This window comes from Curtobacterium sp. USHLN213 (assembly GCF_037144815.1).
In the GTDB taxonomy this organism is placed as follows: domain Bacteria; phylum Actinomycetota; class Actinomycetes; order Actinomycetales; family Microbacteriaceae; genus Curtobacterium.
On record NZ_JBBCYQ010000001.1, the window covers coordinates 223,638 to 248,149 of the forward strand.

Annotated in this window: 22 protein-coding genes and 1 pseudogene; 3 read left to right on the forward strand and 20 right to left on the reverse strand. The window is 72.0% G+C overall.

What is annotated here, in order from left to right:
• Positions 1-3: 3 nt before the first annotated feature.
• Positions 4-462: a DUF4383 domain-containing protein gene (locus WFH25_RS01010; RefSeq protein WP_336696535.1), complete on the forward strand. Its 459-nt coding sequence runs from the start codon at positions 4-6 to the stop codon at positions 460-462.
• On the opposite strand, the pseudogene WFH25_RS01015 reads toward WFH25_RS01010, so the two are convergent.
• The 16 genes and pseudogenes from WFH25_RS01015 to WFH25_RS01090 all read right to left on the reverse strand — a co-directional run bounded on the left by WFH25_RS01015 (position 449) and on the right by WFH25_RS01090 (position 19,237).
• Positions 449-1,652, reverse strand: a pseudogene (locus WFH25_RS01015) (glycine C-acetyltransferase). The gene WFH25_RS01010 and the pseudogene WFH25_RS01015 overlap by 14 nt on opposite strands.
• Complete coding sequence (gene tdh, locus WFH25_RS01020; protein ID WP_070419059.1) at positions 1,652-2,701, reverse strand: L-threonine 3-dehydrogenase; 1,050 nt, start codon at positions 2,699-2,701, stop codon at positions 1,652-1,654. Before tdh ends, WFH25_RS01015 begins: the two are co-directional and overlap by 1 nt.
• Before the next feature lie 373 nt (positions 2,702-3,074).
• On the reverse strand, positions 3,075-5,057 hold the full coding sequence (locus WFH25_RS01025; RefSeq protein WP_336696536.1) for a primosomal protein N': 1,983 nt from the start codon (positions 5,055-5,057) through the stop codon (positions 3,075-3,077).
• 9 nt (positions 5,058-5,066) lie between these two features.
• Positions 5,067-6,281 carry a methionine adenosyltransferase gene (gene metK, locus WFH25_RS01030; protein WP_070416247.1) on the reverse strand — a complete coding sequence of 405 codons (1,215 nt, stop codon included), beginning with the start codon at positions 6,279-6,281 and terminating at the stop codon, positions 5,067-5,069.
• Between the two features lie 5 nt (positions 6,282-6,286).
• A complete protein-coding gene (rpoZ, locus tag WFH25_RS01035; protein ID WP_022906709.1) occupies positions 6,287-6,550 on the reverse strand; it encodes a DNA-directed RNA polymerase subunit omega in 264 nt (87 codons plus the stop codon).
• A gap of 35 nt (positions 6,551-6,585) precedes the next feature.
• Entirely contained in the window at positions 6,586-7,500 is a 915-nt protein-coding gene (gene gmk, locus WFH25_RS01040) for a guanylate kinase (RefSeq protein ID WP_070416248.1), read from the reverse strand.
• Positions 7,497-8,381 carry an orotidine-5'-phosphate decarboxylase gene (gene pyrF, locus WFH25_RS01045; protein WP_336696537.1) on the reverse strand — a complete coding sequence of 295 codons (885 nt, stop codon included), beginning with the start codon at positions 8,379-8,381 and terminating at the stop codon, positions 7,497-7,499. The genes gmk and pyrF overlap by 4 nt, the downstream gene beginning before the upstream one ends.
• Positions 8,378-11,656, reverse strand: a complete 3,279-nt coding sequence (gene carB, locus WFH25_RS01050) for a carbamoyl-phosphate synthase large subunit (protein ID WP_336696538.1) — start codon at positions 11,654-11,656, stop codon at positions 8,378-8,380. Before carB ends, pyrF begins: the two co-directional genes overlap by 4 nt.
• On the reverse strand, positions 11,656-12,855 hold the full coding sequence (gene carA / locus WFH25_RS01055; RefSeq protein ID WP_336696539.1) for a glutamine-hydrolyzing carbamoyl-phosphate synthase small subunit: 1,200 nt from the start codon (positions 12,853-12,855) through the stop codon (positions 11,656-11,658). The genes carB and carA overlap by 1 nt, the downstream gene beginning before the upstream one ends.
• The gene (locus WFH25_RS01060) at positions 12,855-13,397 is read right to left on the reverse strand and encodes a PH-like domain-containing protein (protein ID WP_336696540.1); all 543 of its coding nucleotides are present in this window, start codon (positions 13,395-13,397) and stop codon (positions 12,855-12,857) included. The genes carA and WFH25_RS01060 overlap by 1 nt, the downstream gene beginning before the upstream one ends.
• Positions 13,394-14,752, reverse strand: a complete 1,359-nt coding sequence (locus tag WFH25_RS01065; protein WP_336696541.1) for a dihydroorotase — start codon at positions 14,750-14,752, stop codon at positions 13,394-13,396. The genes WFH25_RS01060 and WFH25_RS01065 overlap by 4 nt, the downstream gene beginning before the upstream one ends.
• Positions 14,749-15,720: an aspartate carbamoyltransferase catalytic subunit gene (locus tag WFH25_RS01070; RefSeq protein WP_071296272.1), complete on the reverse strand. Its 972-nt coding sequence runs from the start codon at positions 15,718-15,720 to the stop codon at positions 14,749-14,751. Before WFH25_RS01070 ends, WFH25_RS01065 begins: the two co-directional genes overlap by 4 nt.
• A complete protein-coding gene (pyrR, locus tag WFH25_RS01075) occupies positions 15,717-16,361 on the reverse strand; it encodes a bifunctional pyr operon transcriptional regulator/uracil phosphoribosyltransferase PyrR (RefSeq protein WP_336696542.1) in 645 nt (214 codons plus the stop codon). Before pyrR ends, WFH25_RS01070 begins: the two co-directional genes overlap by 4 nt.
• 24 nt (positions 16,362-16,385) lie before the next feature.
• The gene (gene nusB / locus WFH25_RS01080; protein WP_336696543.1) at positions 16,386-16,862 is read right to left on the reverse strand and encodes a transcription antitermination factor NusB; all 477 of its coding nucleotides are present in this window, start codon (positions 16,860-16,862) and stop codon (positions 16,386-16,388) included.
• An 11-nt stretch (positions 16,863-16,873) separates the two neighbouring features.
• Positions 16,874-17,437, reverse strand: coding sequence for an elongation factor P (gene efp / locus WFH25_RS01085; RefSeq protein ID WP_022906721.1), 564 nt, complete (start codon positions 17,435-17,437; stop codon positions 16,874-16,876).
• A 108-nt stretch (positions 17,438-17,545) separates the two neighbouring features.
• Positions 17,546-19,237 (reverse strand): ABC1 kinase family protein, encoded by a 1,692-nt coding sequence (locus tag WFH25_RS01090; protein WP_336696544.1) that lies wholly within the window; start codon positions 19,235-19,237, stop codon positions 17,546-17,548.
• A 122-nt stretch (positions 19,238-19,359) separates the two neighbouring features.
• Here WFH25_RS01090 and WFH25_RS01095 point away from each other — a divergent pair, with 122 nt between their 5' ends.
• Positions 19,360-19,662, forward strand: a complete 303-nt coding sequence (locus WFH25_RS01095; RefSeq protein ID WP_092386990.1) for a hypothetical protein — start codon at positions 19,360-19,362, stop codon at positions 19,660-19,662.
• Positions 19,662-19,841 carry a hypothetical protein gene (locus WFH25_RS01100; RefSeq protein ID WP_071296268.1) on the forward strand — a complete coding sequence of 60 codons (180 nt, stop codon included), beginning with the start codon at positions 19,662-19,664 and terminating at the stop codon, positions 19,839-19,841. The genes WFH25_RS01095 and WFH25_RS01100 overlap by 1 nt, the downstream gene beginning before the upstream one ends.
• A gap of 1 nt (position 19,842) precedes the next feature.
• Here the strand turns inward: WFH25_RS01100 and aroB are convergent, their stop codons facing one another.
• Genes aroB through mltG form a run of 4 tightly spaced genes read right to left on the reverse strand, consistent with a single transcriptional unit; the run spans position 19,843 to position 24,442 of the window.
• Entirely contained in the window at positions 19,843-20,949 is a 1,107-nt protein-coding gene (gene aroB, locus WFH25_RS01105) for a 3-dehydroquinate synthase (RefSeq protein ID WP_336696545.1), read from the reverse strand.
• Positions 20,946-21,533 carry a shikimate kinase gene (locus WFH25_RS01110; RefSeq protein WP_336696546.1) on the reverse strand — a complete coding sequence of 196 codons (588 nt, stop codon included), beginning with the start codon at positions 21,531-21,533 and terminating at the stop codon, positions 20,946-20,948. The genes aroB and WFH25_RS01110 overlap by 4 nt, the downstream gene beginning before the upstream one ends.
• Entirely contained in the window at positions 21,530-22,750 is a 1,221-nt protein-coding gene (gene aroC, locus WFH25_RS01115; RefSeq protein WP_071296356.1) for a chorismate synthase, read from the reverse strand. Before aroC ends, WFH25_RS01110 begins: the two co-directional genes overlap by 4 nt.
• 45 nt (positions 22,751-22,795) lie before the next feature.
• The gene (gene mltG / locus WFH25_RS01120; RefSeq protein ID WP_336696547.1) at positions 22,796-24,442 is read right to left on the reverse strand and encodes an endolytic transglycosylase MltG; all 1,647 of its coding nucleotides are present in this window, start codon (positions 24,440-24,442) and stop codon (positions 22,796-22,798) included.
• Positions 24,443-24,512: the final 70 nt, after the last annotated feature.

The following is a 24,512-nucleotide window of genomic DNA, read 5'->3' on the forward strand; positions in this document are numbered from 1 at the left end:
ACCATGTCCGACGTCACCACGTCCACCAACCGCTACGCGGGCTCGAGCATCCAGGCGATCGCACTCGTCGTCGGGGTCGTCTTCCTGCTCGTCGGGATCGCCGGGTTCGTCCCCGGGCTGACGACGGGCGACCTCGGCGGGGCGGGGCACGGCTCGATGGCGATGCTGCTCGGACTGTTCCAGGTGTCGGTGCTCCACAACGTCGTGCACCTGCTGTTCGGGGTCGTCGGACTGCTCGCGGCGCGCTACGCCACCGGGTCTCGCATGTACCTCGTGATCGGTGGCGTCGTCTACTTCGTGCTGTGGGTGTACGGCCTGTTCACCGCCGGACACGACTTCGGGGCGAACTTCGTGCCGCTGAACTGGGCGGACAACTGGCTGCACCTGGTGCTCGCGGTCGGGATGGTGGCGCTCGGCGTGGTCTTCCCGCGCGAGCGCCACACCGCCGTCAGCGCGGGCTGACCGCGTCGCCGACCGGACCCGCGGCCGCTCGCGCCTCGGTGAAGGCCGTCACGCACCGCCGGACCTGCTCCTCGGTGTGCGCCGCCGAGAGCTGCACCCGGATCCGTGCCCGGCCCTTCGGGACCACCGGGTAGCTGAACGCCGTCACGTAGATCCCGCGCGCCTGCATCTCGTCGGCGATCCGTGCGGTCAGGGCCGCGTCGTGGAACATCACCGGGACGATCGGGTGCTCCCCCGGCAACAGCTCGAACCCGGCGTCGGTCATGAGCGACCGGAAGCGTGCCGCGTTCGCCCGCAGCCGCTCGCGCGTCGTCCGACCGCTCGATGAGGTCGAGCGCTGCGACCGTCCCCGCGGCGATCACCGGCGCGAGCGAGTTCGAGAACAGGTACGGACGGGACCGCTGCCGCAGCAGGTCGACGATCTCCTGGCGGCTGGCGACGTACCCGCCGCTCGCACCCCCGAGTGCCTTGCCGAACGTGCCCGTGTACACGTCGACCCGGTCCGCGACGCCGCACAGCTCGGGCGTCCCCCGGCCGTGCTCGCCGACGAACCCGACGGCGTGCGAGTCGTCGACGATGACGAGGGCGTCGTACCGGTCCGCGAGGTCGCAGATCTCGGCGAGCGGGGCGATCGAGCCGTCCATCGAGAAGACGCCGTCGGTGACGATCGCGCGGAACCGGGCGTCCCCGGCGGCGACGAGCTGCGCCTCGAGGTCCTGCACGTCGCGGTTGCGGTACCGGTACCGCTGCGCCTTCGACAGCCGCACGCCGTCGATGATCGAGGCGTGGTTCAGCTCGTCCGAGATGATCGCGTCCTCCGGCCCGAGGAGCACCTCGAACAGGCCGCCGTTCGCGTCGAAGCACGACGAGTACAGGATTGTGGCCTCGGTGCCGAGGAACGCCGACACGCGACGCTCGAGGTCGAGGTGGAGGTCCTGCGTGCCGCAGATGAACCGGACGCTCGCCATGCCGTAGCCCCACCGGTCGAGGGCGTCCTTCGCCGCGTCGACGAGATCGGTGGAGTCGGCCAGCCCGAGGTAGTTGTTCGCGCAGAAGTTCAGCAGCGGAGCACCGTCCGCCTCGATCGCCGCACGCTGCGGACCGGCGATGCCGCGCTCCCGCTTCGTGAGCCCGGCGGCCTCGATACCCGCCAGCTCGGCCGTCAGGTGGTCCTTGATCGCGCCGTACATCAGATCTCCGTCCAGTCGATGACGACCTTGCCGCCGTCCGCGCTCGCCGCCGCGGCGAACGCTGCCTCCCAGTCACGCGCCGCGAAGCGCCCCGAGACGATCGAGGCGATGCGGTCGCGCAGTACCTCGCTCGTCTGCAGCATCGAGCTCATGGTCTGCCACGTCTCGAACATCTCGCGGCCGTAGATGCCCTTGACCGTGAGCATGTGCGTCACGACCTTGCCCCAGTCGACCGCGATCTCGCCGGTCGGGAGTCCGAGCATGGCGATCCGCCCGCCGTGGTTCATGTTGTCGACCATCGCCGGGAGGGCGGTCGGGGCGCCGGACATCTCGAAGCCGACGTCGAACCCCTCGCGCATGCCGAGCTGCTCCTGCGCTGCCCGGATCGGGTCACCGGCGGCACCGACGTCGACGCCGAGGTCGGCGCCCATCGCCTCGGCCATCCGCAGTCGGTTCGCGCTGACGTCCGTGCCGACCACGAACCGGGCACCGGCGTGCCGAGCGACCGCGATCGCCATGAGGCCGATCGGCCCGCACCCGGTGACGAGCACGTCCTCGCCGACGACGGGGGACGCGAGCGCCGTGTGGACCGCGTTGCCGAGCGGGTCGAACAGGGCGCCGACCTCGGGGTCGACGTCGGCGTGGTGCACCCACACGTTCGCGCCGGGCAGCGTCAGGTACTCCGCGAAGGCGCCGTCCCGCTGCACGCCGAGGCCCTTCGTGCGGATGCACATCTGGCGTCGGCCGGCCCGGCAGTTCCGGCACGTGCCGCACACGATGTGACCCTCGCCGGAGACCCGGTCCCCCACCGCGACGTCGCGCACGGCGGAGCCCACCTCGACCACCTCGCCGAAGAACTCGTGTCCGGGGACCAGCGGGGCCGTGACCGCCGACGCCGCCCAGTCGTCCCACCGCCGGATGTGCAGGTCGGTCCCGCAGATCCCGGTGCGGAGGACCCGGATGAGGACCTCGTCCTCCGTCGGGACCGGTACCGGCCGCTCGGTCATGATCAGTCCCGGAGCAGCGTCCGGCTTGTACAGCGCCCTCATCGGCGTCATCCGCGTCACCTCGTCGTGCGTGATGTGTGTCGTCGGCGGCTCGTGACCGCCGTCGTCCACCCTGGCACAGGTCGCGCGCGCGGGCTGCGCATGTCGCATGCACGGCGTGGACACGGGCGCCCGGGCGGCCGGTGCGTGCGCATGCGTCGACAGAACACACGTCGATCGACGGGCGGAACGTCGGAACATGCGCACGCAGACGGTGCGTGCGCATGTGGCGACAGAACACGCGTCGATCGACGGGCGGAACGTCGGAACATGCGCACGCGGGCAACGCACGGCAGGCGGCACGCGGCAGGCGCCCTGGAGGCACGGCGCAGGTCCGGCGCGACGGCCCGCGCCCAGCAGCGCGCGGCCGGCCGGGTCAGACCTCGCTGAAGGGCTCCGCGTCGTCGAGCCGCACCCGGAGCGCCGGCGCCGCCCGACGCCGGTTCCCCCCGGGCAGCACCCGCCGCGTGGACGCACGCCGGATCACTTCGGCCTTGAGGGTCGCCGCCACCTCGGCACCGTGCGCGTACGGGAAGCGCACGATCGCACGGACGGTGCCCGGGAGCGCGTCGTCCTCGACCGGCACCGGACCGAGCACGGCGCCGACCGTGAGACCGTCGAGCGCCTCGACCGCGGCCGTCACCGCCTCGTCCGTGCCCGTCAGCGTCGCGACCCGCACGGCCGGTGGGAAGTGCAGCTCGCGGCGGTCGGCGAGCTCGTCGTGCGCCGGACCGTCGAGCCGCCACAGCGCCATGGCCGTCGCGAGCTTCCCGCCGATGCCGACGAGGTACGCCTCGGCGCCCGGGGCTCCCTTGGCGGCGGCGTTCGTCCAGAAGCGCAGGACGTCCTCCTGCACGCGGAGCCCCTCGCGCGCGAGCATGCGCTCCCCGTCGAGCAGGAGCACGCACGCGTACCCGCCCGGGACGCTCGGCTCGGCACCGCGTGTGGCGACCACGACCGAGGGGCGCGCCGGGACCTCGTCGAGCGGACGGGAGCCGTCGGCCACCACGATGCGCGTGCCCGGGAACGCCCGGCCGAGCTCGTCCGCGGTGCGCTGCGCCCCCTGCCCGACCGGCTTCACCGTGCCGTTGCCGCACGTCGGGCAGCGGAACCCGACCGCCAGCGCGCCGCAGAACCGGCACTGCGGCGTCGCACCCCGGTGCGGGCTGCCGAGCGGACCGCCGCAGATCCGGCAGTGCGCGCGCTCACCGCACTCGGCGCAGACGAGCCCGGTGCCGAACCCCGGACTGGCGACCTGCACGAGGACTGCTCCGTGCTGGCTGGCCTCGCGCGCGGCGCGCCACGCCGAGCTCGGGATGCGGGCCTGTGCCGCGTACCCCTCGGCACCGGTCTGCTGGACGGTCGGGATGACCTTGGGTGTCTTCACCCGGTACGGCGTGACCTCCTGCAGCCAGTGCAGCTCGACGAGCCGTTGCACGTCGGTGCTCCGGGCGTGCGACAGGAACAGCAGCGCGGCCCCGGACTGCGCGGCCCGGACGAGGGCGACGTCCCGGGTGTGCACGTACGGGGCACGCGGCTCGATGAACGAGGCGTCCCCGTCGTCCCACATGGCGATGAGTCCGAGCTCGGTCGCCGGCGCGTACACCGCCGTGCGGTTGCCGATCGCGACGACCGCGTGGGTCCTCGCCTGCAGCAGGGCCTTCGCCCGCTGCCCGTTCGTCTGCTTGGCGTCGAACCGGACGACCCGTTCCGGCGGCAGCACCGCGAGGAGTGCACGCTCGAGGTCGGTGACGTCGCGGAAGTCCGGCACGGCGATCACGGCCGACTGCTCCGCGGCGACCGTGTGCGCGGCCGCCTGGGCGAGCGTGGCGGCCCACCCGGGGACCCAGACCGGCGCGTCGGCGGCACCGAGCGCTGTCGGGTGGGGGACGGCGGCGACCGCAGCGCGACCGTGGTCGGCGACCAGCGCCTCCAGGACGCCGTCGGCGTAGCCGGTGACGGGCGGCGGCTCGACCGCCGGCGGCGACCACGCGGTGTCGCGGGCCAGCCAGGCCTTCTCGGCACGGACCTGGCGCGTCGGCACGGCGAGCCGGAGCACGTCGGACGCCACCCCCGCGGCACGGTCGGCCACGGCGCGCGCGAGCGACCAGATCTCCGGCGCGAGGACCGGCACCGGGGAGACGACCGTCTCGATGGCACTGAGCTCGCCCGGGTACTCACCCTCGGTGACGATCTCGACCACGTAGGCGTCGGACATGCGCGCACCGGTGCGGAGCGGCACCTTGACCCGCACCCCCGGCACGCAGTCGTCCTCGAGCCCGTCCGGCACCCGGTAGTCGAACAGACGGTCCAACTGCGGGAGCGGCGAGTCGAGGACGACGCGCGCGACGGTGGTCACGCCGAGGCCTCAGACGGCAGCGGCGACGAGTCCTGCGGCGGCGCGGAGTTCCTCGACGCGGTCGAGCTGCTCCCAGGTGAACCCGGGGAGCTCACGGCCGAAGTGCCCGTACGTCGCGGTCTTCGCGTAGATCGGACGGAGCAGGTCGAGGTCGCGGATGATCGCGGCCGGCCGGAGGTCGAAGACCTGCAGGATCGCGGCCTCGATCGTGGCGTCGTCGACGTGTCCGGTGCCGAACGACTCGACGTAGAGGCCGACGGGCTTCGCGCGGCCGATCGCGTAGGCGACCTGCACCTCGAGCCGGTCGGCGAGGCCCGCGGCGACCGCGTTCTTCGCGACCCAGCGCAGCGCGTAGGCGGCCGAGCGGTCGACCTTCGAGGGGTCCTTGCCGCTGAACGCACCGCCACCGTGGCGGGAGGCACCGCCGTAGGTGTCGACGATGACCTTGCGTCCGGTGAGGCCGGCGTCGCCCTGGGGGCCGCCGATCTCGAACCGGCCGGTCGGGTTCACGATGACGTCGACGTGCGACGAGTCGAGGTCGACCTGGGCGAGCACCGGACGGATCACGTGCTCGGTCACCGCGGCGGTGAGCTCGTCGAGCGTGACGGACGGCGAGTGCTGCGTGGAGAGCACGACGGTCTCGACGGTCTTCGGCACCACGCCGTCGTACCCGACCGTGACCTGGGTCTTGCCGTCGGGACGCAGGAACGACAGCTCGCCGGACTTGCGGACCGCGGCCAGCCGCTCGGCCAGGCGGTGCGCCAGCCAGATCGCGACCGGCATGTACTCGGGGGTCTCGTTCGTCGCGAAGCCGAACATGATGCCCTGGTCGCCGGCGCCCTGGCGGTCGAGCGGGTCCACGCCGGCGCCGGAGCGCGCGTCGAGGGACTCGTCGACACCCTGGGCGATGTCGGGCGACTGCGCACCGATCGAGACCTCGACGCCGCAGGTGTGGCCGTCGAAGGAGACCTCGGACGAGTTGTAGCCGATGCCCGTGATGACGTCACGGACGAGCTTCGGGATCTCGACGTAGCCCGAGGTCGTGACCTCGCCGGCGACGTGCACGAGTCCGGTGGTGACCATCGTCTCCACCGCGACGCGTGCGTGCGGGTCGACGGTCAACAGCGCGTCGAGGATCGTGTCCGAGATCTGGTCGCAGATCTTGTCGGGGTGCCCCTCCGTCACCGACTCGGACGTGAAGAGGCGCAGGCTGCTGCTCGTCACCGCGGTCAGTCGGTGGGCTGCTGCTGCTTGGTGACGGTGAGCTTGTCCTCGTTGATCTCGTGCAGTGCGACGGACAGCGGCTTGTCGTCGATCGTCGAGTCGACCAGCGGGCCGACGTTGTCGAACAGCGAACCCTCGTGCAGGTCGGCGTAGTAGTCGTTGATCTGTCGCGCGCGCTTCGAGGCGAAGATGACGAGCGCGTACTTCGACTCCACCTTGGCGAGCAGGTCGTCGATGGGCGGGTCGATGATGCCCTGGGGGTTGGCCATGGTGTCTCCAGTCGACGGAACGGGGGGACGCCCGGTCAGGGCGCAGTGAACAAGTCTACGACCTCACGCGCCGCGGTGCCGACATCGGAGTTCACGATGCGCACGTCGAACTCGTCCTGGGCGGCGAGTTCGACCTTGGCGGTGTCGAGCCGTCGTGCCTGTTCCTCGGCCGATTCGGTGCCCCGGCCGATCAGCCGGCGCACGAGTTCCTCCCACGACGGGGGCAGCAGGAAGACGAGCACCGCGTCGGGCATGGCGTCCCGGACCTGGCGTGCGCCCTGCAGGTCGATCTCGAGCATCACCTTGTCGCCGGCGTCGAGCGCGCGGTCGATCGGCGGCCGGGGCGTGCCGTACCGGTACGAGTTGTGGACGGTGGCCCACTCGAGGAGTTCGCGGTCGCGGATCATCCGGTCGAACTCGGCGTCGTCCACGAAGTAGTAGTGCACGCCGTCGACCTCGCCCGGACGGGGCTTGCGGGTCGTCGCCGAGACGCTGAGGTTGACGTCCGGGTACTGCTCGCGGATGTACGCGCTGACCGTGCCCTTGCCGACCGCGGTGGGGCCGGCGAGGACGACGAGCTTCGACGACCCGCGCTTGCGACCGCGGGCTGCGAGCCAGTCGGCGAGCTCCGACCGCTGCCGGGTGCCGAGGCCGCCGAGGCGCTTCGACGGCGCGATCCGCAGCTCGCCCATGATCGACTCCGCCCGTGCCGGTCCGATGCCGGGGAGGCTCGTGAGCAGGTCGCGCACCCGCAGGGACTTCTCGGCCGGTGCGTCGGCGTCCGACCAGGCGGTGCGGGCGACCTCGAGTGCGGAGCGCTCCCCCGACGCGACGGCGGCCTTGACCGCCGCCCGGGCACGACGGGCGGCCACCGCAGCGGCAGCCGCGGCGACCCGGTCGACCTCGGGTGGGTTCCGGTGTGCGGGCAGGCCGTCGCGGTCCGTCGTCATGCGGCGGCCCCCAGCGCGGCGCGGATCCGGTCCGCACGGTCGGTCACGAGGGCTGCGACGCCGTCGGGACCGTCGGTGAGCAGACCGCGCGACTCGCTGACGAGCACCTGTTCGGCGCGGGCGCCGTACAGCGCGCGGAGGTCCTCGATGCGGGCGCCCTGGGCACCGAAGCCCGGGGCGAGGATCGGCGAGGTGCCGATGGTGTCCGCGTCGATGCCGAAGTCGTCGAGGTCGAGGGTCGCGCCGAGCACGAGCCCGACGTCGCCGAGGGGCTGGTCGCCGCCTCTCCGGTTGTCGTCTGCCACGTCCAAGACGATACCGGCAGCGACGCTCCGCCCCGAACGAGGTCCCTCGGCGAGCACCGCGGTCTGCAGCACGCGCGCCTCGGGGTTGCTCGTGGCGGCGAGCACGAAGACCCCGGCACCGTTCCGGCGCGCCACGTCGACCGTCCCCGCGAGGGAGCCGTAGCCGAGGTACGGCGACACCGTCATGGCGTCGGCGGCGAACGGACCGTCGCGGTCCAGCCACGCGAGCGCGTAGTCGTCCCCCGTCGACCCGATGTCGCCGCGCTTGACGTCGGCGACGACCAGGAGGCCCGCATCGCGTGCCCGACGGATCGTCGTGTCGAGCGCACGGTAGCCCGCCACCCCAGCGGCCTCGAAGAACGCGATCTGCGGCTTCACGACCGCGGCGCGGCCGGCGGCCGCGTCGACCAGGGTCGCGCCGAACGCGGTCAGGCCCTGCTCGTCGCGGCCGAGCCCCCACGCCGCCAGGGTGGCGGCGTGGGGGTCGATGCCGACGCAGAGGGCGGAACGCGACCCGATGGCGGACGCGAGCCGGACGCCGAAGGAGGCCGCGCCTCCCGTGCCGGGGTCGCTCACCAGGTGGCGCGCTCGAGCGCGTAGTCCTGCAGGCTCCGCACGCTGTGCGGCGACCCGATCGTCTCGATCGCCGCGACCGCGGCCCCGAGCTGCGCGATGGTCGTGAACAGCGGCTTGTCCGCCGCGACCGTCGCCGCACGGATCTCGTACCCGTCCGCACGACCGGCGGCACCCGACGGCGTGTTGATGACGATGTCGACCTCGTTCCGGGCCAGCAGGTCGACGACGCTCTCGCCGCCCTCGCTGTACTTGCCGACGAGCGTGACCTCGATGCCGTTGCGGCGCAGGATCTCCGCCGTGCCCTCGGTCGCCGTGATCGTGAAGCCGAGCTGCTGCAGCCGGTGCACCGGGAGCACGATGGCGCGCTTGTCGGTGTCGGCGACGCTCACGAACACGGTGCCGCTCGTCGGCAGACCGCCGTACGCGGCTTCCTGCGACTTGAGGAACGCCCGCGGGAAGTCGCGGTCGATGCCCATGACCTCGCCGGTGGAGCGCATCTCCGGGCTGAGCACCGAGTCGACGACCTGGCCGTCGTGGGTGCGGAACCGGCGGAAGGGCAGCACGGCCTCCTTCACGGCGATCGGGGACTGGATCGGCACGAACGCGCCGTCACGGGCGGGCAGGAGCCCCTCGGCGACGAGCGTGTCGATCGTCGTGCCGGTCATGATCCGCGACGCGGCCTTGGCCAGCGGGATGCCGAGCGCCTTCGAGACGAACGGGACCGTGCGGCTGGCGCGCGGGTTCGCCTCGAGGACGTAGAGCACGCCCGCGCCGATGGCGAACTGCACGTTGAGCAGGCCCTGGACGCCGATGCCGCGCGCGATCTTCTCGGTCGCGTCGACGACGCCCTGGATCTCGGCACGGCCGAGGCCGACCGGCGGCAGGGTGCAGGCCGAGTCGCCGGAGTGGATGCCGGCCTCTTCGAGGTGCTCCATGATTCCGCCGATGTAGAGCCGCTCGCCGTCGAAGAGCGCGTCGACGTCGATCTCCACCGCGTCGTCGAGGAAGCGGTCGACCAGCAGCGGGAGCTCCGGGCCGATGATCGCCTGGTCGGCCATCCGGTCGAAGTAGTCCGCGAGCGACGGGGAGTCGTACAGGATCTCCATGCCGCGGCCGCCGAGCACGAAGGACGGGCGGACGAGGACGGGGTAGCCGATCTCCTCGGCCACCGCGGTCGCGCTGGCGAGGTCGTGGGCGGTGCCGTTCCGGGGCGCGAGCAGGCCCGCGCCGTCGAGGATGGCGGAGAACTGGCCGCGCTCCTCGGCGGAGTCGATCGCGCTCGGGCTGGTGCCGAGGATCGGGATGCCCGCCGCCTCGAGCGGCTTCGCGAGCCCGAGGGCCGTCTGGCCGCCGAGCTGCACGACCACGCCGACGAGCTCGCCGGACGCCGCCTCGGCCTCGATGACCTCGAGGACGTCCTCGGTGGTCAGCGGCTCGAAGTACAGGCGGTCCGAGGTGTCGTAGTCGGTCGAGACCGTCTCCGGGTTGCAGTTGATCATGATCGTCTCGAACCCGGCGGCGCTCAGCGCGAAGGACGCGTGCACGCAGGAGTAGTCGAACTCGACGCCCTGCCCGATGCGGTTCGGACCGGAGCCGAGGATGACGACCTTCTTGCGGTCGCTCGGGGCGACCTCGGTCTCGGCGTCGTACGACGAGTAGTGGTACGGCGTGAGGGCCGGGAACTCGCCGGCGCAGGTGTCGACGGTCTTGAACACCGGGCGGATGCCCTCGGCGTGACGGGCGTCACGGGCCTGCTGCTCGGTGATCCCGCGCAGCGACGCGATCTGCGCGTCGCTGAAGCCGTGCTCCTTGGCCCAGCGGAGGGTGTCGGCGTCGAGGGTCTCGGCGTTCTTGACCTCCAGAGCGACTTCGTTGATGAGGACGATCTGGTCGATGAACCACGGGTCGATCTTGGTGGCCTCGAAGACCTCGTCGGCGGTGGCGCCCGCGACGAGCGCCTGCTGCACGGTGACGATGCGACCGTCGGTCGGGATCGCCGACTTCTGCAGCAGGGCGTCCTTGTCGAGCTCGGCCGCCGGGGTGTCCCAGTCGAACGACGAGCCGCGCTTCTCGAGCGAGCGGAGCGACTTCTGCAGCGCCGTCGCGTAGTTGCGGCCGATGGCCATCGCCTCGCCGACGCTCTTCATCGTCGTGGTGAGCGTGGCGTCCGCCGCGGGGAACTTCTCGAACGCGAACCGCGGGGTCTTCACGACCACGTAGTCGAGCGTCGGCTCGAAGCTGGCCGGGGTGACGCGGGTGATGTCGTTCTCGATCTCGTCGAGGCGGTACCCGATCGCCAGCTTCGCGGCGATCTTCGCGATCGGGAAGCCGGTCGCCTTCGACGCGAGCGCCGAGGAGCGGGAGACGCGCGGGTTCATCTCGATGACGATGACGCGGCCGTTCGACGGGTCGACGGCGAACTGGATGTTGCAGCCGCCGGTGTCGACGCCGACGCGACGGATGATGTCGATGCCGATGTCGCGCATGTTCTGGTACTCGCGGTCGGTCAGCGTCAGCGCGGGGGCGACGGTGATCGAGTCGCCGGTGTGGACGCCCACGGGGTCGACGTTCTCGATCGAGCAGATCACGACGGTGTTGTCGTAGTTGTCGCGCATCAGCTCGAGCTCGTACTCCTTCCAGCCGAGGATCGACTCCTCGAGCAGGACCTCGGTCGTCGGGCTGGACTGCAGCCCGTCGCCGACGAAGCGGACGAGTTCTTCCTCGTTGTAGGCGAAGCCGGAGCCGAGGCCGCCCATCGTGAAGGACGGACGGACGACGAGCGGGTAGCCGAGGTCCTGCGCGTACTCCTTCGCCTCTTCCAAGGTGTGCGCGATGTGGCTGCGCGCGACGTCTGCACCGGACTCGAGGACGAGCTCCTTGAAGAGCTGGCGGTCCTCACCGCGCTGGATGGCGTCGACCTTCGCGCCGATCAGCTCGACGCCGTACTTGTCGAGGATGCCCTCGGCGTCGAGCTTGATCGCGGCGTTCAGGGCGGTCTGGCCGCCGAGGGTCGGCAGCACGGCGTCCGGCTGCTCGATCTTGATGATCTCCTCGAGCGACGCGCTCGTGATCGGCTCGATGTACGTCGCGTCGGCGAAGTCCGGGTCGGTCATGATCGTCGCCGGGTTCGGGTTGACGAGGATCACCCGGACGCCCTCGGCACGGAGGACGCGGCACGCCTGGGTGCCGGAGTAGTCGAACTCGGCGGCCTGCCCGATGACGATCGGGCCGGAGCCGATGACGAGGACGGAGTTGATGTCTGCGCGCTTCGGCATCAGTTGGCTTCCTTGGTGATGTCTGCTGCGGGGGTCGTGGCGTCGGCGGTCGCCGCGTCGAGCGGCTCCCCGTCGCGACGCTCGCGCACCAGGTCCGCGAACCGGTCGAAGAGGTACATGGAGTCGTGCGGGCCGGCCGCCGCCTCGGGGTGGTACTGCACGCTGAACGCGGGCAGGTCGAGCGCGCGGAGGCCCTCGACGACCTGGTCGTTCAGGGAGTAGTGCGAGACCTCGACGCGACCGAAGCCGGCCGGCGACTCGACGACCTCGCCGAGGGGCGCGTCGACCGCGAAGCCGTGGTTCTGGCTCGTGATCTCGACCTTGCCGGTCACGGTGTCGAGCACCGGCTGGTTGATGCCGCGGTGCCCGAACGGGAGCTTGTAGGTGCCGAACCCGAGGGCCCGTCCGAGCAGCTGGTTGCCGAAGCAGATGCCGAAGAACGGGCGCCCGGTCTTCAGGCTGCCCTGGAGCAGCTCGACCTGGGCGTCCGACGCGGCGGGGTCGCCGGGGCCGTTCGAGTAGAAGAGCGCGTCCGGCGCGAGGGCCTCGAGCTCGTCGGCGGTGATGTCCTGCGGCACGACGTGCACCTCGAACCCGCGCTCGGCGAGGTACCGCGTGGTCGAGGCCTTCACACCGAGGTCGAGCACGGCCAGCGTGCCGATCTGCTCGCCGACCGCGGGGACCACGTAGGTCTCGGGCGTCGACACGATCGCCGAGAAGCTCGCGCCCGCCATCGTGGCCTGCGCGCGGACCGCGTCGAGCTGCTCCGACTCGGACAGCGCGGCGTCGGCGCCGCTGAACACGCCGCCCTTCATCGCGCCCGCGTCGCGGATCCGGCGGGTCAGCGCCCGGGTGTCGATCCCGGAGATGCCGACGATGCCGTCGCGCACGAGGTGGTCGTCGAGCGACGCGTTCGCGCGGTGGTTCGACACGACGCGGCTGGGGTCGCGCACGACGTAGCCGGCGACCCAGATGCGACGGGACTCGGGGTCCTCGTCGTTCACACCCGTGTTGCCGATGTGCGGCGCGGTCTGCACCACGATCTGTCCGGCGTAGGAGGGGTCGGTGAGCGTCTCCTGGTACCCGGTCATGCCGGTCGCGAAGACCACCTCGCCGAGCGTGCGCCCGCGGGCGCCGTAGGCCCAGCCGTCGTACCGGGTGCCGTCCTCGAGGACCAGTACGGCCCGTTCGCGTGTCATCAGTTCGTCCCTTCGCCCGCGGTGTGCGGGTGTTCGTGCTTCGTCGACAGTCCCTGCAGGGCGGCCAGTGCTGCGCCGTCGCCCTCCGGGAACCGGAAGTAGGTGTCGAGGTCCGACGCACCTGCGGCGCCGGTCGCCGTCCATCGCAGACGGACCAGTCCCCCGGGCTCGACCACGCGGTCGATGGCCCACGTGGCGCGGTCGGCGCCGCGGACGGCGGAGGCTTCGATCCAGCGGTCCGGGGTGCCGGCGTGGTGGAGCACCACGCCGGTGTCGTGGACGGTCACGCCGCCGCGGCCCCGGAAGCCGAGTCCGCCAGCGGTGATCCGCTCGAGCGGTTGGTCGGCGCGGGTCGTCGCGACGGTGAAGCCGTCCCACGATCCGGCCGCCGGTCCGATGTCGGTCGGCACCGGGACGGGAGGCACGGATTCCGCCTGCTTCCTCGCCCGCGTCCGCCAGGTGCGTGCCATGGCGACGAACAGCGCGACGACGAGGGCGAGGATGATGCCCCCTTCGAGCCAGCGCAACGCGTCACCGCTCATGCCGTCAACTCCGCCCGCGCGGCGCGCGCGTGTCCGGCGACCGTCTCGGCGTCGACGAGCTCCCCCGCCAGGAGCGTCGGGTACCCGTGGTGGAAGGTCGCGACGACCCGGCCCGGGAGCCGCATGCCGAGGTACGGCGAGTTCTGCGACTGCCCGGCGAGGTCGGCGACGGAGAACTCGCGGACGGCCGCCGGGTCGTACAGGGTGATCTCGGCCGGTGCGCCCTCGGCGATCCGCTGCCCGTGCCCCTCGACCTGGCCGATGCGCGCGGGCGCCTCGGACAGGACGCGCGCGACGTCGGCCCAGTCGAGCCGGCCGTCGTCGACCACGGCGGCCTGCACGACGCTCAGCGCGGACTCGAGGCCGACCATGCCGTTCGCCGCCGCGGGCCACTCGCAGCACTTCGCCTCGGCGGTGTGCGGCGCGTGGTCGGTCGCGACGATGTCGATCGTGCCGTCGGCCAGGGCGGCCCGGAGCGCGTCGACGTCCTCGCGGGAGCGCAGCGGCGGGTTGACCTTGTACCGGGCGTCGTAGCCGGGAGCGCCGTCGTGCCCGGCGATGAGGTCCTCGGTCAGCACCAGGTGGTGCGGCGTGACCTCGGCGGTGACGTCGATGCCGCGGGACTTCGCCCAGCGGATCACCTCGACGCTGCCGGCGGTCGAGACGTGGCACACGTGCAGCCGGGCCCCGACGTGGTCGGCGAGCAGGACGTCGCGGGCGATGATCGCCTCTTCCGCGACCGCGGGCCAACCGGCGAGCCCGAGCTCCGACGACAGCCGACCCTCGTTCATCTGGGCGCCGATGGTCAGCCTCGGCTCCTGCGCGTGCTGCGCGAGCACCCCGCCGAAGCCCTTGATGTACTCGAGCGCCCGGCGCATGAGGAGCGGGTCGGACACGCACGAGCCGTCGTCCGAGAAGACCCGGACCTTCGCCCGGCTCGTCGCCATCGCCCCGATCTCGGACAGGTGGGTGCCCTGGAGTCCCTGGGAGACCGCGCCGATCGGGCGCACCGTGACGTACCCGGCGTCGTCGCCGAGCGCCTGCACCTGCTCGACCACCCCGGCGGTGTCCGCCACCGGCGACGAGTTCGCCATCGCGTTGACGGCGGTGAAGCCGCCTGCGGCCGCGGCACGCGAGCCGGTGAGGACCGTCTCCGACTCCTCGAAGCCGGGCTCGCGCAGGTGGGTGTGGAGGTCCACGAGACCGGGGAGGGCGATCAGACCGTCCGCGTCGACGACCGTGGCGCCGGCCGCGTCGAGACCGGAGCCGACCGCGGTGATGCGCCGCGCCTCCAGGCGGATGTCGGCACGCGTGCCGTCGACCAGCTGCGCGCCGCGGATGAGGTGGGCGGTCATGCGACGGTCTCCTTCGTTGCTGCGGTCGCTTCGGACCCGGTCAGGGCCAGGTAGAGCACGGCCATCCGGACCGACACGCCGTTCTCGACCTGCTCGACGACCGTCGAGCGGGGGTCGTCGGCGGCGACGCCGGCGATCTCGAGCCCGCGGTTCATCGGGCCCGGGTGCATGATCAGCGTGCGCTCGTCGAGCCGGGCGAACCGGCTCGCCGTGAGGCCCCAGTGCCGGGTGTACTCGCGCGGGTTCGGGAAGAACGCGTCGTTCATCCGCTCCTGCTGGATGCGCAGGGTCATCACGACGTCCGGGTCCTCGGCGAGGGCGACGTCGAGGTCGTGGTGCACCGCGGCGCCGAACGGCGTGCTCGCGACCGGGAGCAGGGTCGGCGGCGCGGCGAACGTGACGCTCGCGCCGAGGGTCTGCAGGAGCCAGGCGTTGCTCCGGGCGACCCGGCTGTGCAGCACGTCGCCGACGATGAGCACCCGGACGCCGTCGAGGGCCTGGCCCCGACTGCCGGCACCGTGCAGGCGCCGGCGCATCGTGAACGCGTCGAGCAGGGCCTGCGTGGGGTGCTCGTGCGTGCCGTCGCCGGCGTTGACGACCGGGACGTCGATCCAGTCGGCGTCGGCGAGGACCCGCGGCGCACCGGACGCGCCGTGGCGCATCACGATGCCGTCGATGCCCATCGCGCCGAGGGTCTGCACGGTGTCCTTGAGGGACTCGCCCTTGGAGACGCTCGAGCCCTTCGCCGCGAAGTTGAGGACGTCGGCGGAGAGGCGCTTGGCGGCCGCCTCGAACGAGATCCGGGTGCGCGTGGAGTCCTCGAAGAAGAGGTTCACGACGGTCTTGCCGCGCAGCGCGGGGAGCTTGCGGACCTCGCGCGTGTTGACCTCGGCCATCTCCTCGGCGACGTCGAGGATGTGGATCGCCTCGGCGCGGGAGAGGTCGGCGGTGGAGAGGAGGTGCTTCACGCTGCACCCCCGTCGCCCTGCTCGATGACGACCTCGTCGGCGCCGTCGGTCTCGGTCAGCCGGAGCGTCACCCGCTCGTCGGAGGCCGTCGGCAGGTTCTTGCCGACGTGGTCCGCGCGGATCGGGAGCTCACGGTGTCCCCGGTCGACGAGCACGGCGAGCCGGACCGCGCGCGGGCGACCGATGCCCTGGAGCGCGTCGAGCGCCGCCCGGACCGTGCGACCGGAGTACAGGACGTCGTCGACGAGGACCACGACCTTGCCGTCGATGCCGCTCGCCGGGATGGTCGTCCGGTGCGGCGCGCGACCGATGCCGTGGCCGAGGTCGTCGCGGTGCATCGTGACGTCGAGCGTGCCGACGCGGTGCGACCTGCCCGCGTCCGCGCCGGTCGCTGCCGGTTCGCTCGTCCACTCGGGCTCGATGTCCGCCCACTCGGGCTCGATGTCCGCCAGGATGCGGTCGAGCCGCTCGGCCAGGACGGCACCCCGCGTCGGGATGCCCAGGAGCATGAGGTCCGAGGCACCGTGGTTGGCCTCGAGGATCTCGTGCGCGATGCGTGTCAGAGCACGCGTGATGTCGGAGTGCTGCAGGACCGTTCTGGTGCCCACGCCGACCTCCTTCCCCGCCTCACCGGACGGCATTAAAGGATGCTGACGTGGTCAACCCTACCGGGACTCCTGGTCCTCTGCGACCGTCCGACCGGACGGTGCACCGCTCGACTTCTCGCCCGGCGCGCGACCGCCGGCGACGGCCCCGAGCACACCGTTGACGAACCCGGCGGACTCCTCCGTCGAGAGCGACTGGGCCAGCTCGACCGCCTCGGCGATCGCGACCGCGTCGGGGACCTCGGGGTTGAACCGGAGCTCCCAGACGCCCATGCGCAGGATGCAGCGGTCGAGGACCGGCATGCGGGCGATGGACCAGCCCTGGGCGTGCTCGACGATCACGGCGTCGATCTCGTGGCGGGCGTCGTCGACACCCGTGACGATCTGGCGGGCGTAGTCCCAGCTGGAGGCACGCTCCGGCTGGTCGAGGTGCCGGACGGTCTCGGTCGCGAGGACGTCCGCGATCGGGAGCCCACGAACCTCGGCCACGTACAGCATGTCGAGGGCGCGCTTGCGGGCCTTCGAACGAGCACTCATACGGGCGTCGCCTAGGAGTTGACGCGGCCGAGGAAGCTGCCGTCGCGCGTGTCGATCTTCACCGTGGTGCCGCTCTCGAGGTAGAGCGGGACCTGGATGCGGTGGCCGGTCGCGATGATCGTCGCGTCCTTCGTGCCACCGGACGAGCGGTCGCCCTGCAGGCCGGGCTCGGTCTCGACCTCGGTCACGATCGACGTCGGGAGCTCGACGTAGAGCGGGTTGCCCTCGTTCATCGCGATGGTGACCATCGCGGACTCGAGCAGGTAGTTCTTCGCGTCGCCGACGACCGTCGCCGAGACCGGGATCTGGTCGTAGGTGTCGGTGTCCATGAACACGTAGGAGTCGCCGTCCTCGTAGAGGAACTGGTAGTCACGGCGGTCGACCGTCGCGGTGTCGATCTTCGCGCCCGCGTTGAAGGTGCGGTCGACGACCTTGCCCGACACGACGTTCTTCAGCTTGGTGCGGACGAACGCGCCGCCCTTGCCCGGCTTGACGTGCTGGAACTCGACGACCGACCAGAGCTGCCCGTCGATGATGAGAACGGCGCCGTTCTTGATGTCAGTGGTACTGGCCATGAGTCTTCGATGTCCCGTTCGATCGTGTTGTGAAGGTCTGCGGACCGCGCTGGGTCCCGGACGAGTGTAGCGGACGGGTCGTGGCGTCCCCGCGCACTGCTTGTGCGGTCATTCCCGTCGTCGCGCGCGGATCGCGTCGACCGCCGCCCAGGCGAGCAGCACCACCGCCGCTCCCCCGAGCAGCGCACCGGCCACCCCGGTCGAGATGACCGCCGTCGGCCGGGCCGGCAGCGCGAGGTACACGATCGACAGGATGCCGGCCCCGGCGCCGAGCAGCACGAGCAGCACCCGCCGGACCACCCCGTTCAGCGTCCGTCGGTCCCGCCGGTCCGCGAACAGCCGGATGTTGACCGACAGCTTGCCGGTCTCGATCGCCTCGCCGATGCGGTCCACCCGGCGCGGCAGCCGGCGTGCGGCCGTCACCGCGCCGAACAGCTCGCGCACCGCCACGTCCCGGAGCTTGCCCGGTCGCAGCTGGTCGCGGATCTGCTCCGAGGCGAGTCCGCGTGACTCCTCGAGCAGGTCGAACGAGGGGGCGAGCGTGCGCAGCGTCCCCTCGAAGATCGCCAGGGCGCGCGCGGCGGCGACGAAGTCCGGTGGCGCCTTCAACCGGTACCGCCCGAACACCGCGACGGCGTCGTCCACCGTCTCGACGCCGATCCGGGCACCCGGACCGAGCTCGTCCGCGACGAAGCGCGCGATGTCCCGGCGGAAGTCGGGTTCGTCCTGGGCGTCCCGGACCGGTGCCATCCGGAGCACCGCGTCGGCGATCCGCGACGTGTCGTCCTGGATGTACGCGGCGAGCAGCTCCTGCACGATGTCCCGCAGGCCGGGGTCGAGCCTGCCCACCGATCCGAAGTCGATGAGCGCCGGCCGGCCGTCGGGCAGCAGCAGGACGTTCCCGGGGTGGAGGTCACCGTGGTACACCCCGTCGAAGACGACCTGCCGGAGGAACGCCCGGAGGATCGACCGCATCGGCTGGTCGAGGTCGCGGTCGCTCCGCTCGGCCCGGATCGCGCTGAGGGTGTCCCCCTCGAGGAACTCCATCACGAGCACGCGCCGGCCGGAGAGTTCCGGGTACGGGTCCGGGAAGCGCACCTCGTCGGGGCGGGCGCTCCGGCGCTGGGCAGCCCGCAGTGCCTCGAGGTTCCGGAGCTCCGAGCTGAAGTCGACCTGCCGCACGAGGTCGTCGGCGTACTGCTGGGCCACGTCCTGCACGCCGACCTGACGGGCCTCGACGGACCAGCGCGCCATGAACCGCACGACGCGGAGGGCGATGTCGACGTCGCGCCGCACGGCCTGGTCGATGCCGGGCCGCTGCACCTTGACGGCGACGCTCGTGCCGTCGGCGAGACGGGCGCGGTGGACCTGTGCGATCGACGCCGCGGCCACCGGGACCGGGTCGAAGGCCGCGAAGACCTCGTCCACGGGGGCGCCGAGTTCGCGTTCGAGCAGCGCTGCGACCTCGGCCGCGGGTGCCGGGGACACGTTCCGCTGCAGGTGCGCGAGCCCCTCGGTCCACTCCTCGGGGAGCAGGTCGTCGCGGGTGGAGAGGAGCTGTCCCATCTTCACGAACCCACCGCCGGCCTCCTCGAGCGCACGGCGGAGGTGCTCGGCCTGGCTGCGGCGGAGGTCCGAGGTCGCCGGGTCGTGCGAGAAGTCCAGGCGCCGGAACGGGACGAGGCCGTGCCGGCGTGCGATCGACAGCAGCTCGGTGAACCGGCGGGCACGGGACCGGACGGTCCCGGGGTCGGTCGCGTCCGGTGTGGACAGGTCGCTCAGGCGTGGCGGGGTGGGCACGGTTCCAGTCTGCTCCCCCGCCCTGCGTGGTCGGTTCCTCCACAGCCTGGAGGCGCGGCTCGCCGTCCCCAGGTCGGCCGACGCCCGTCCTGCGGCCGCCTCCACTGCGTCAGGCTGCGGTCATGGAGACAGCACTCGTCACGGCGCTCATCGCCGCTGCCGCGGCGATCGTGGCCGCCGTCGTCAGCTGGTTCGGCGCGTTCCAGAACCGTCGGACGGCCGATCGCGACCACGCCTGGGATCGATTCACCTGGTCCGTTTCGCAACACCAGAGTGATCAGACATACGACATTTCGACAACTGTGCTCCGGGGACTCGCCGACGTATCGTGGTGGTCCAAGGCGGACCGGCGGCTCGCAGACCGCGCGTTGCGCCGCCGCGTCCCTCGGAGCAGGCCGACCGTCGACACGAAGGAGCCGGAGTGATGCCGATCTTCAGACGCCTCCCGGATGCGCTCGACCCCGACCGCGACGACGACGCGTACTGGGCATGGGAGAACGGAGCGACCATCGCCGAGTTCCACGAGTGGAAGCGGACGGATGTCCTCACCGTCTCGATGCGGGTGAAGTGGTGGTGGCGACGGACCCGCCGCGTCCTCCGCTGAGCTAGACCCCGACCTCCTGGTAGGCGGTGAAGAGCAGGTGGTCCTCGGGTCCCTCGAGCGTGACCGGCTTGCCGACGCCGTCGAGAATGATGAACCGGAGCATGCCGGCGCGGGCCTTCTTGTCACGACGCATCGTGGCGAGGAGCCCCTCCCAGCGGCCGATGCCGTAGGTCGTCGGCAGCTCGAGCGACTCGAGGATCGCACGGTGCCGGTCCACCGTGGCGTCGTCGAGGTGTCCGGTGAGGCGCGCGAGCTCGGCGGCGAAGACCATCCCGACCGCGACGGCCGCTCCGTGTCGCCACTGGTACCGCTCGGCGTGCTCGATGGCGTGCCCGAGGGTGTGCCCGTAGTTCAGGATCTCGCGGCGGCCCTGCTCGGTGAAGTCGTCCGAGACGACCTGCGCCTTGAGCTCGATCGCGAGCTCGACGACGCGACGGAACTCCGGCGTGGTCGGGTCGGTGACGCGGTCGACGTCGGCCTCGATGATGTCGAGGATCTCCGGGACGGCGATGAAGCCGGCCTTCACGATCTCGGCGAAGCCCGTGAGGATCTCGTTGCGGGGCAGCGTGGCGACGAGGTCGATGTCGGCGACGACCGCGCGGGGCGGGTAGAAGGCGCCGACGAGGTTCTTGCCCTCGTTGGTGTTGATGCCGGTCTTGCCGCCGACGCTGGCGTCCACCATGCCGAGGACGCTCGTGGGGATCGCGACGTACGGCACCCCGCGCAGCCAGGTCGCCGCGACGAACCCGGCGAGGTCGGTCACGGCACCGCCGCCGAGGCCGATGACGGCGTCGGTGCGGGTGAAGTCGGACTGCCCCATGATCTGCCAGCAGAACGCGGCGACCTCGACGCGCTTGGCGCCCTCGGCGTCCGGGACCTCGGCGATGAGGGCCTCGAGGCCGGCGTCGACGAGCAGGTCGCGCAGCGCGTTCGCCCGGGCGCCGAGCGTCGGGGCGTGCACGATGAGGACCTTGGCGACGCGGGGCCCGAGGAGCGCCGGCACCGAGCCGAGCAGGCCGTTGCCGACGGCCACGACGTAGCCGTCCGCGCCGCCGACGCGGATCTCGGTGGTGCCGTCGGGGAGGACGGACTGGGTCGGGTCGGTCACGCTGTTCCTTCGTTCGTGGGTGCACCGGTGCGGACCGGAGGGGTTCCGTCGCGCAGCCACGCGACGACGTCGTCGACGACGCGCGACATCGGCCGGCGCGAGGTGTCGAACACCGCGTGCGCGAGCTCGGCGTAGGTCGCCGCCCGCGCGTCCATGATCGTCTGCCACGCGTCGATGCCGCCGCTCGCCAGGAGCGGGCGGTCGCTGCCGGCGATCCGGTCGGCGACGGCCTCGGGCGAGACGGTCAGCAGGACGATGCGCGCCCCGGCCAAGGCCTCGCGCGTGGCGACGTGGGTGACAGCCCCACCGCCGACGGCGATGACGCCACCGGTCGACAGCGCTGCCCGGACGGCTGCCGCCTCGAGTTCACGGAAGGCGGCCTCGCCACGGTCCGCGAAGATCCCGGGGATCGGACCGTGCTCGCGGACGATCACCCGGTCGGTGTCGGTGAACGGGACGCCGAGCGCCTTCGCCACGCGCTTGCCGACGCTGGACTTGCCGGCGCCCATCGGCCCGATGATGACGACCGGGGCTGCGGGACCGGCCGACGGCGACGCCGCCGTCGGCTCGGGTGTGTGCGTCACCAGGCCGAGGAGTGCTCGGCGGCCTCGGTGCTGCGGGTGCGCAGCGTCTCCGGGATCGACGCGAGGTACGCGTCGAGGTTCCGCTTCGTCTCGACGACGTTGTCGCCACCGAACTTCTCGAGCACGGCGTCGGCGAGGACGAGCGCGACCATGGCCTCGGCCACGACACCGGCAGCCGGCACGGCACAGACGTCGGAGCGCTGGTGGTGCGCCGAGGCGTCCTCCCCCGTGGCGACGTCGATGGTGTGCAGCGCGTGCGGGACGGTCGCGATCGGCTTCATGCCGGCGCGGACGCGCAGCACGGTGCCCGTGGACATGCCTCCCTCGGTGCCGCCGGCGCGGTCGGACGTGCGGTAGATCTCGCCGTCTTCGCGGAACAGCTCGTCGTGCGCCTCGGACCCGCGGCGGGCAGCGGTCGCGAAGCCGTCGCCGACCTCGACGCCCTTGATCGCCTGGATGCCCATGATCGCCGCGGCGAGGCGGGCGTCGAGCCGGCGGTCCCACTGCACGTGCGATCCGAGTCCGGGCGGGACGCCGTAGAACAGCACCTCGACGACGCCGCCGAGGGTGTCGCCGTCCTTCTTCGCGGCTTCGACCTCGGTCACCATGCGAGCGGAGGTCTCGGCGTCGAAGCACCGCAGCTGGTCGTCGTCGAGGCGGTCGACGTCGTCCGGCAGGGGCAGCGCGGTGCCGTCGGGGACGCGGACGGTGCCGACCTGCAGCGTGTGCGCGACCGATCGGATGCCGAGCTCGGCCAGGAAGGACTTCGCGACGGCGCCGAGCGCGACCCGGGCCGCGGTCTCGCGAGCGCTCGCGCGTTCGAGGATCGGGCGGGCCTCGTCGAAGCCGTACTTCTGCATGCCGACGAGGTCGGCGTGGCCGGGACGCGGGCGGGTGAGCGGGGCGCTCCGACCACGGGAGAGGTCGGTCTGCTCGACGGGCTCGGGGTTCATGACCTCGACCCACTTCGGCCACTCGGTGTTGCCGATGCGGATCGCGATCGGGCTGCCGAGGGAGTAGCCGTGCCGGACGCCGCCGGAGACGTGCAGTTCGTCCTGCTCGAACTTCATGCGGGAGCCGCGGCCGTAGCCGAGCTTGCGTCGCGCGAGATCGGTACGGATGGACTCGAACGACACCGGGACACCCGCGGGCAGGCCCTCGAGCATCGCGATCAGTTCGGGTCCGTGGGACTCACCAGCAGTCAACCAACGAAGCATGGTGTCCATCTTCCCACAGCCCGGGCCCCGTGCGACGCCGCTCGACTACTGGTAGTCGGGGTGTGCCCGGAGCCACGCCTGGAACTGGTCGACGGCGACGAGGTGCTGCGCGTACGTGTCGGAGAACACCGTCTCGCCGGTCTCGAGGTTCACCGTCACGAAGTACAGCCACTTCCCCTGCGCCATGTTCGTGACGGCCTTGATCGCGATGTCGCCGGGGTTCGAGATCGGCGCCGGCGGCAGGCCGTCGTGCACGTAGGTGTTGTACTTGTTCGACGCGTCCTTGCGCTCGGCGTCGGTCGTCGTCACCCGGTGGGTGTTGCCCGTGCCGTAGGCGACCGTCGCGTCGGACTGCAGCGGCATGTCGATGTCGAGCCGGTTCTGGAACACCCGCGCGACCTTCGGGTAGTCGGCGGCGAGGCCGGCCTCCTTCTGCACGAGCGAGGCGAAGACGATCACGCGCTCCTGGTCGGCCTCGGCCACGCCTGCCGCCGAGAGGTGCTCCTTCATCGTGTCGACCATCGACTTGAAGTACTCCGTCGCGCTCCACCCCGGGTTGATCGGGTAGGTCGCAGGGAACAGCCAGCCCTCGAGCGTGGTCGTGTTCGCCGGCAGGTCGTACGCGGAGAGGTCCTTCGCCGCGGCGGAGACCTCGGCGGCGGAGAGCCCCGCCTTCGAGACCATGCCGGCCTCGATGTCCTTGAGCGCCGTGCCCTCGGGGATCACGATCGAGGCCTGGACGCGGTTGTCCTTGTCCTGCAGCGCCGCGAGGGCCGCCTTCGAGCTCATCTTCTTCTTGAGCGCGTACGACCCCGGCTGGAACTGGACGTCCGGCGAGGCGAGCAGGAGCTTGTAGAAGACCTTCGAGTCCTTCACGACACCGCTGCGCTGCAGGGTCGCGGCGACGTTCTCGCCGATGTCGCCCTGCTTGATGGTGATCGTCACCTTGCTGGTGCCGTCGCCGGAGTAGTCATCGGGCTCCTGCGAACCGCTGATGGCAGCGACGAGCTGCTGGACCTTGGGAGCCGCGAAGGAGTACGCGGACACCCCGACCGCGAGGACCACCGCGACGATGACGATGCCCGCGATGAGCGGGCCGCGACGACGCTTCGGACGCGGCTCACGCGGGCCGCGTGGCGACCTGGAGGCGCCCCCACGTCCAACGCGACCGCCGCGTCCACCGTCTCCCGCGCCTCCGGGGCCGCTGCCGGGCTGGTCGGGACCACCTGCGCCGGCACCCGCGCCGGCGGCCGTGGCCGCGCCGGCGTCACCGCCGCGTGCCGCGGCACGCGCGTCGTCGTCGACGTGGAGTTCGCCGGTGAGGAGCGCGTGCACGTCCGGGTGCAGCTCGTCGGGTGACGACGCCACCGGGGAGACCGCCGCGGTGGCGCGACGGTCGTCGTCGGCCCGGCCGAGGTCGGGACGGTCGGTGCTCGACCCGGCCGCGTCGGTGGTGGCCGGGCTCGCGTCCGCGGGGCCCGCGTCGGCGCGCGCCCGCGCGGCTTCGGCGGCGCGTGCTTCGCGTCGGGACATCGGTCGACCGGTCGCGTCCGGGGCGCCGTTGCGCGCACCGGTGGTCTCGCCCGCGTCACCGCGTGCGTCGGGGGTCTCCGCACGGTCGGAAGTCGTCTTCCGCCGCTCGGCGTCGTTGCCGGGCGCGATGATCGCGTTCCAGTCCAGGTCGTCTGCCAACGGTCCTCGGGTCTCTCGGTCGGGAACTCCGCCTGGGCTCGGGGTGCTGGGCGACGGTGTGGCAGCCGCG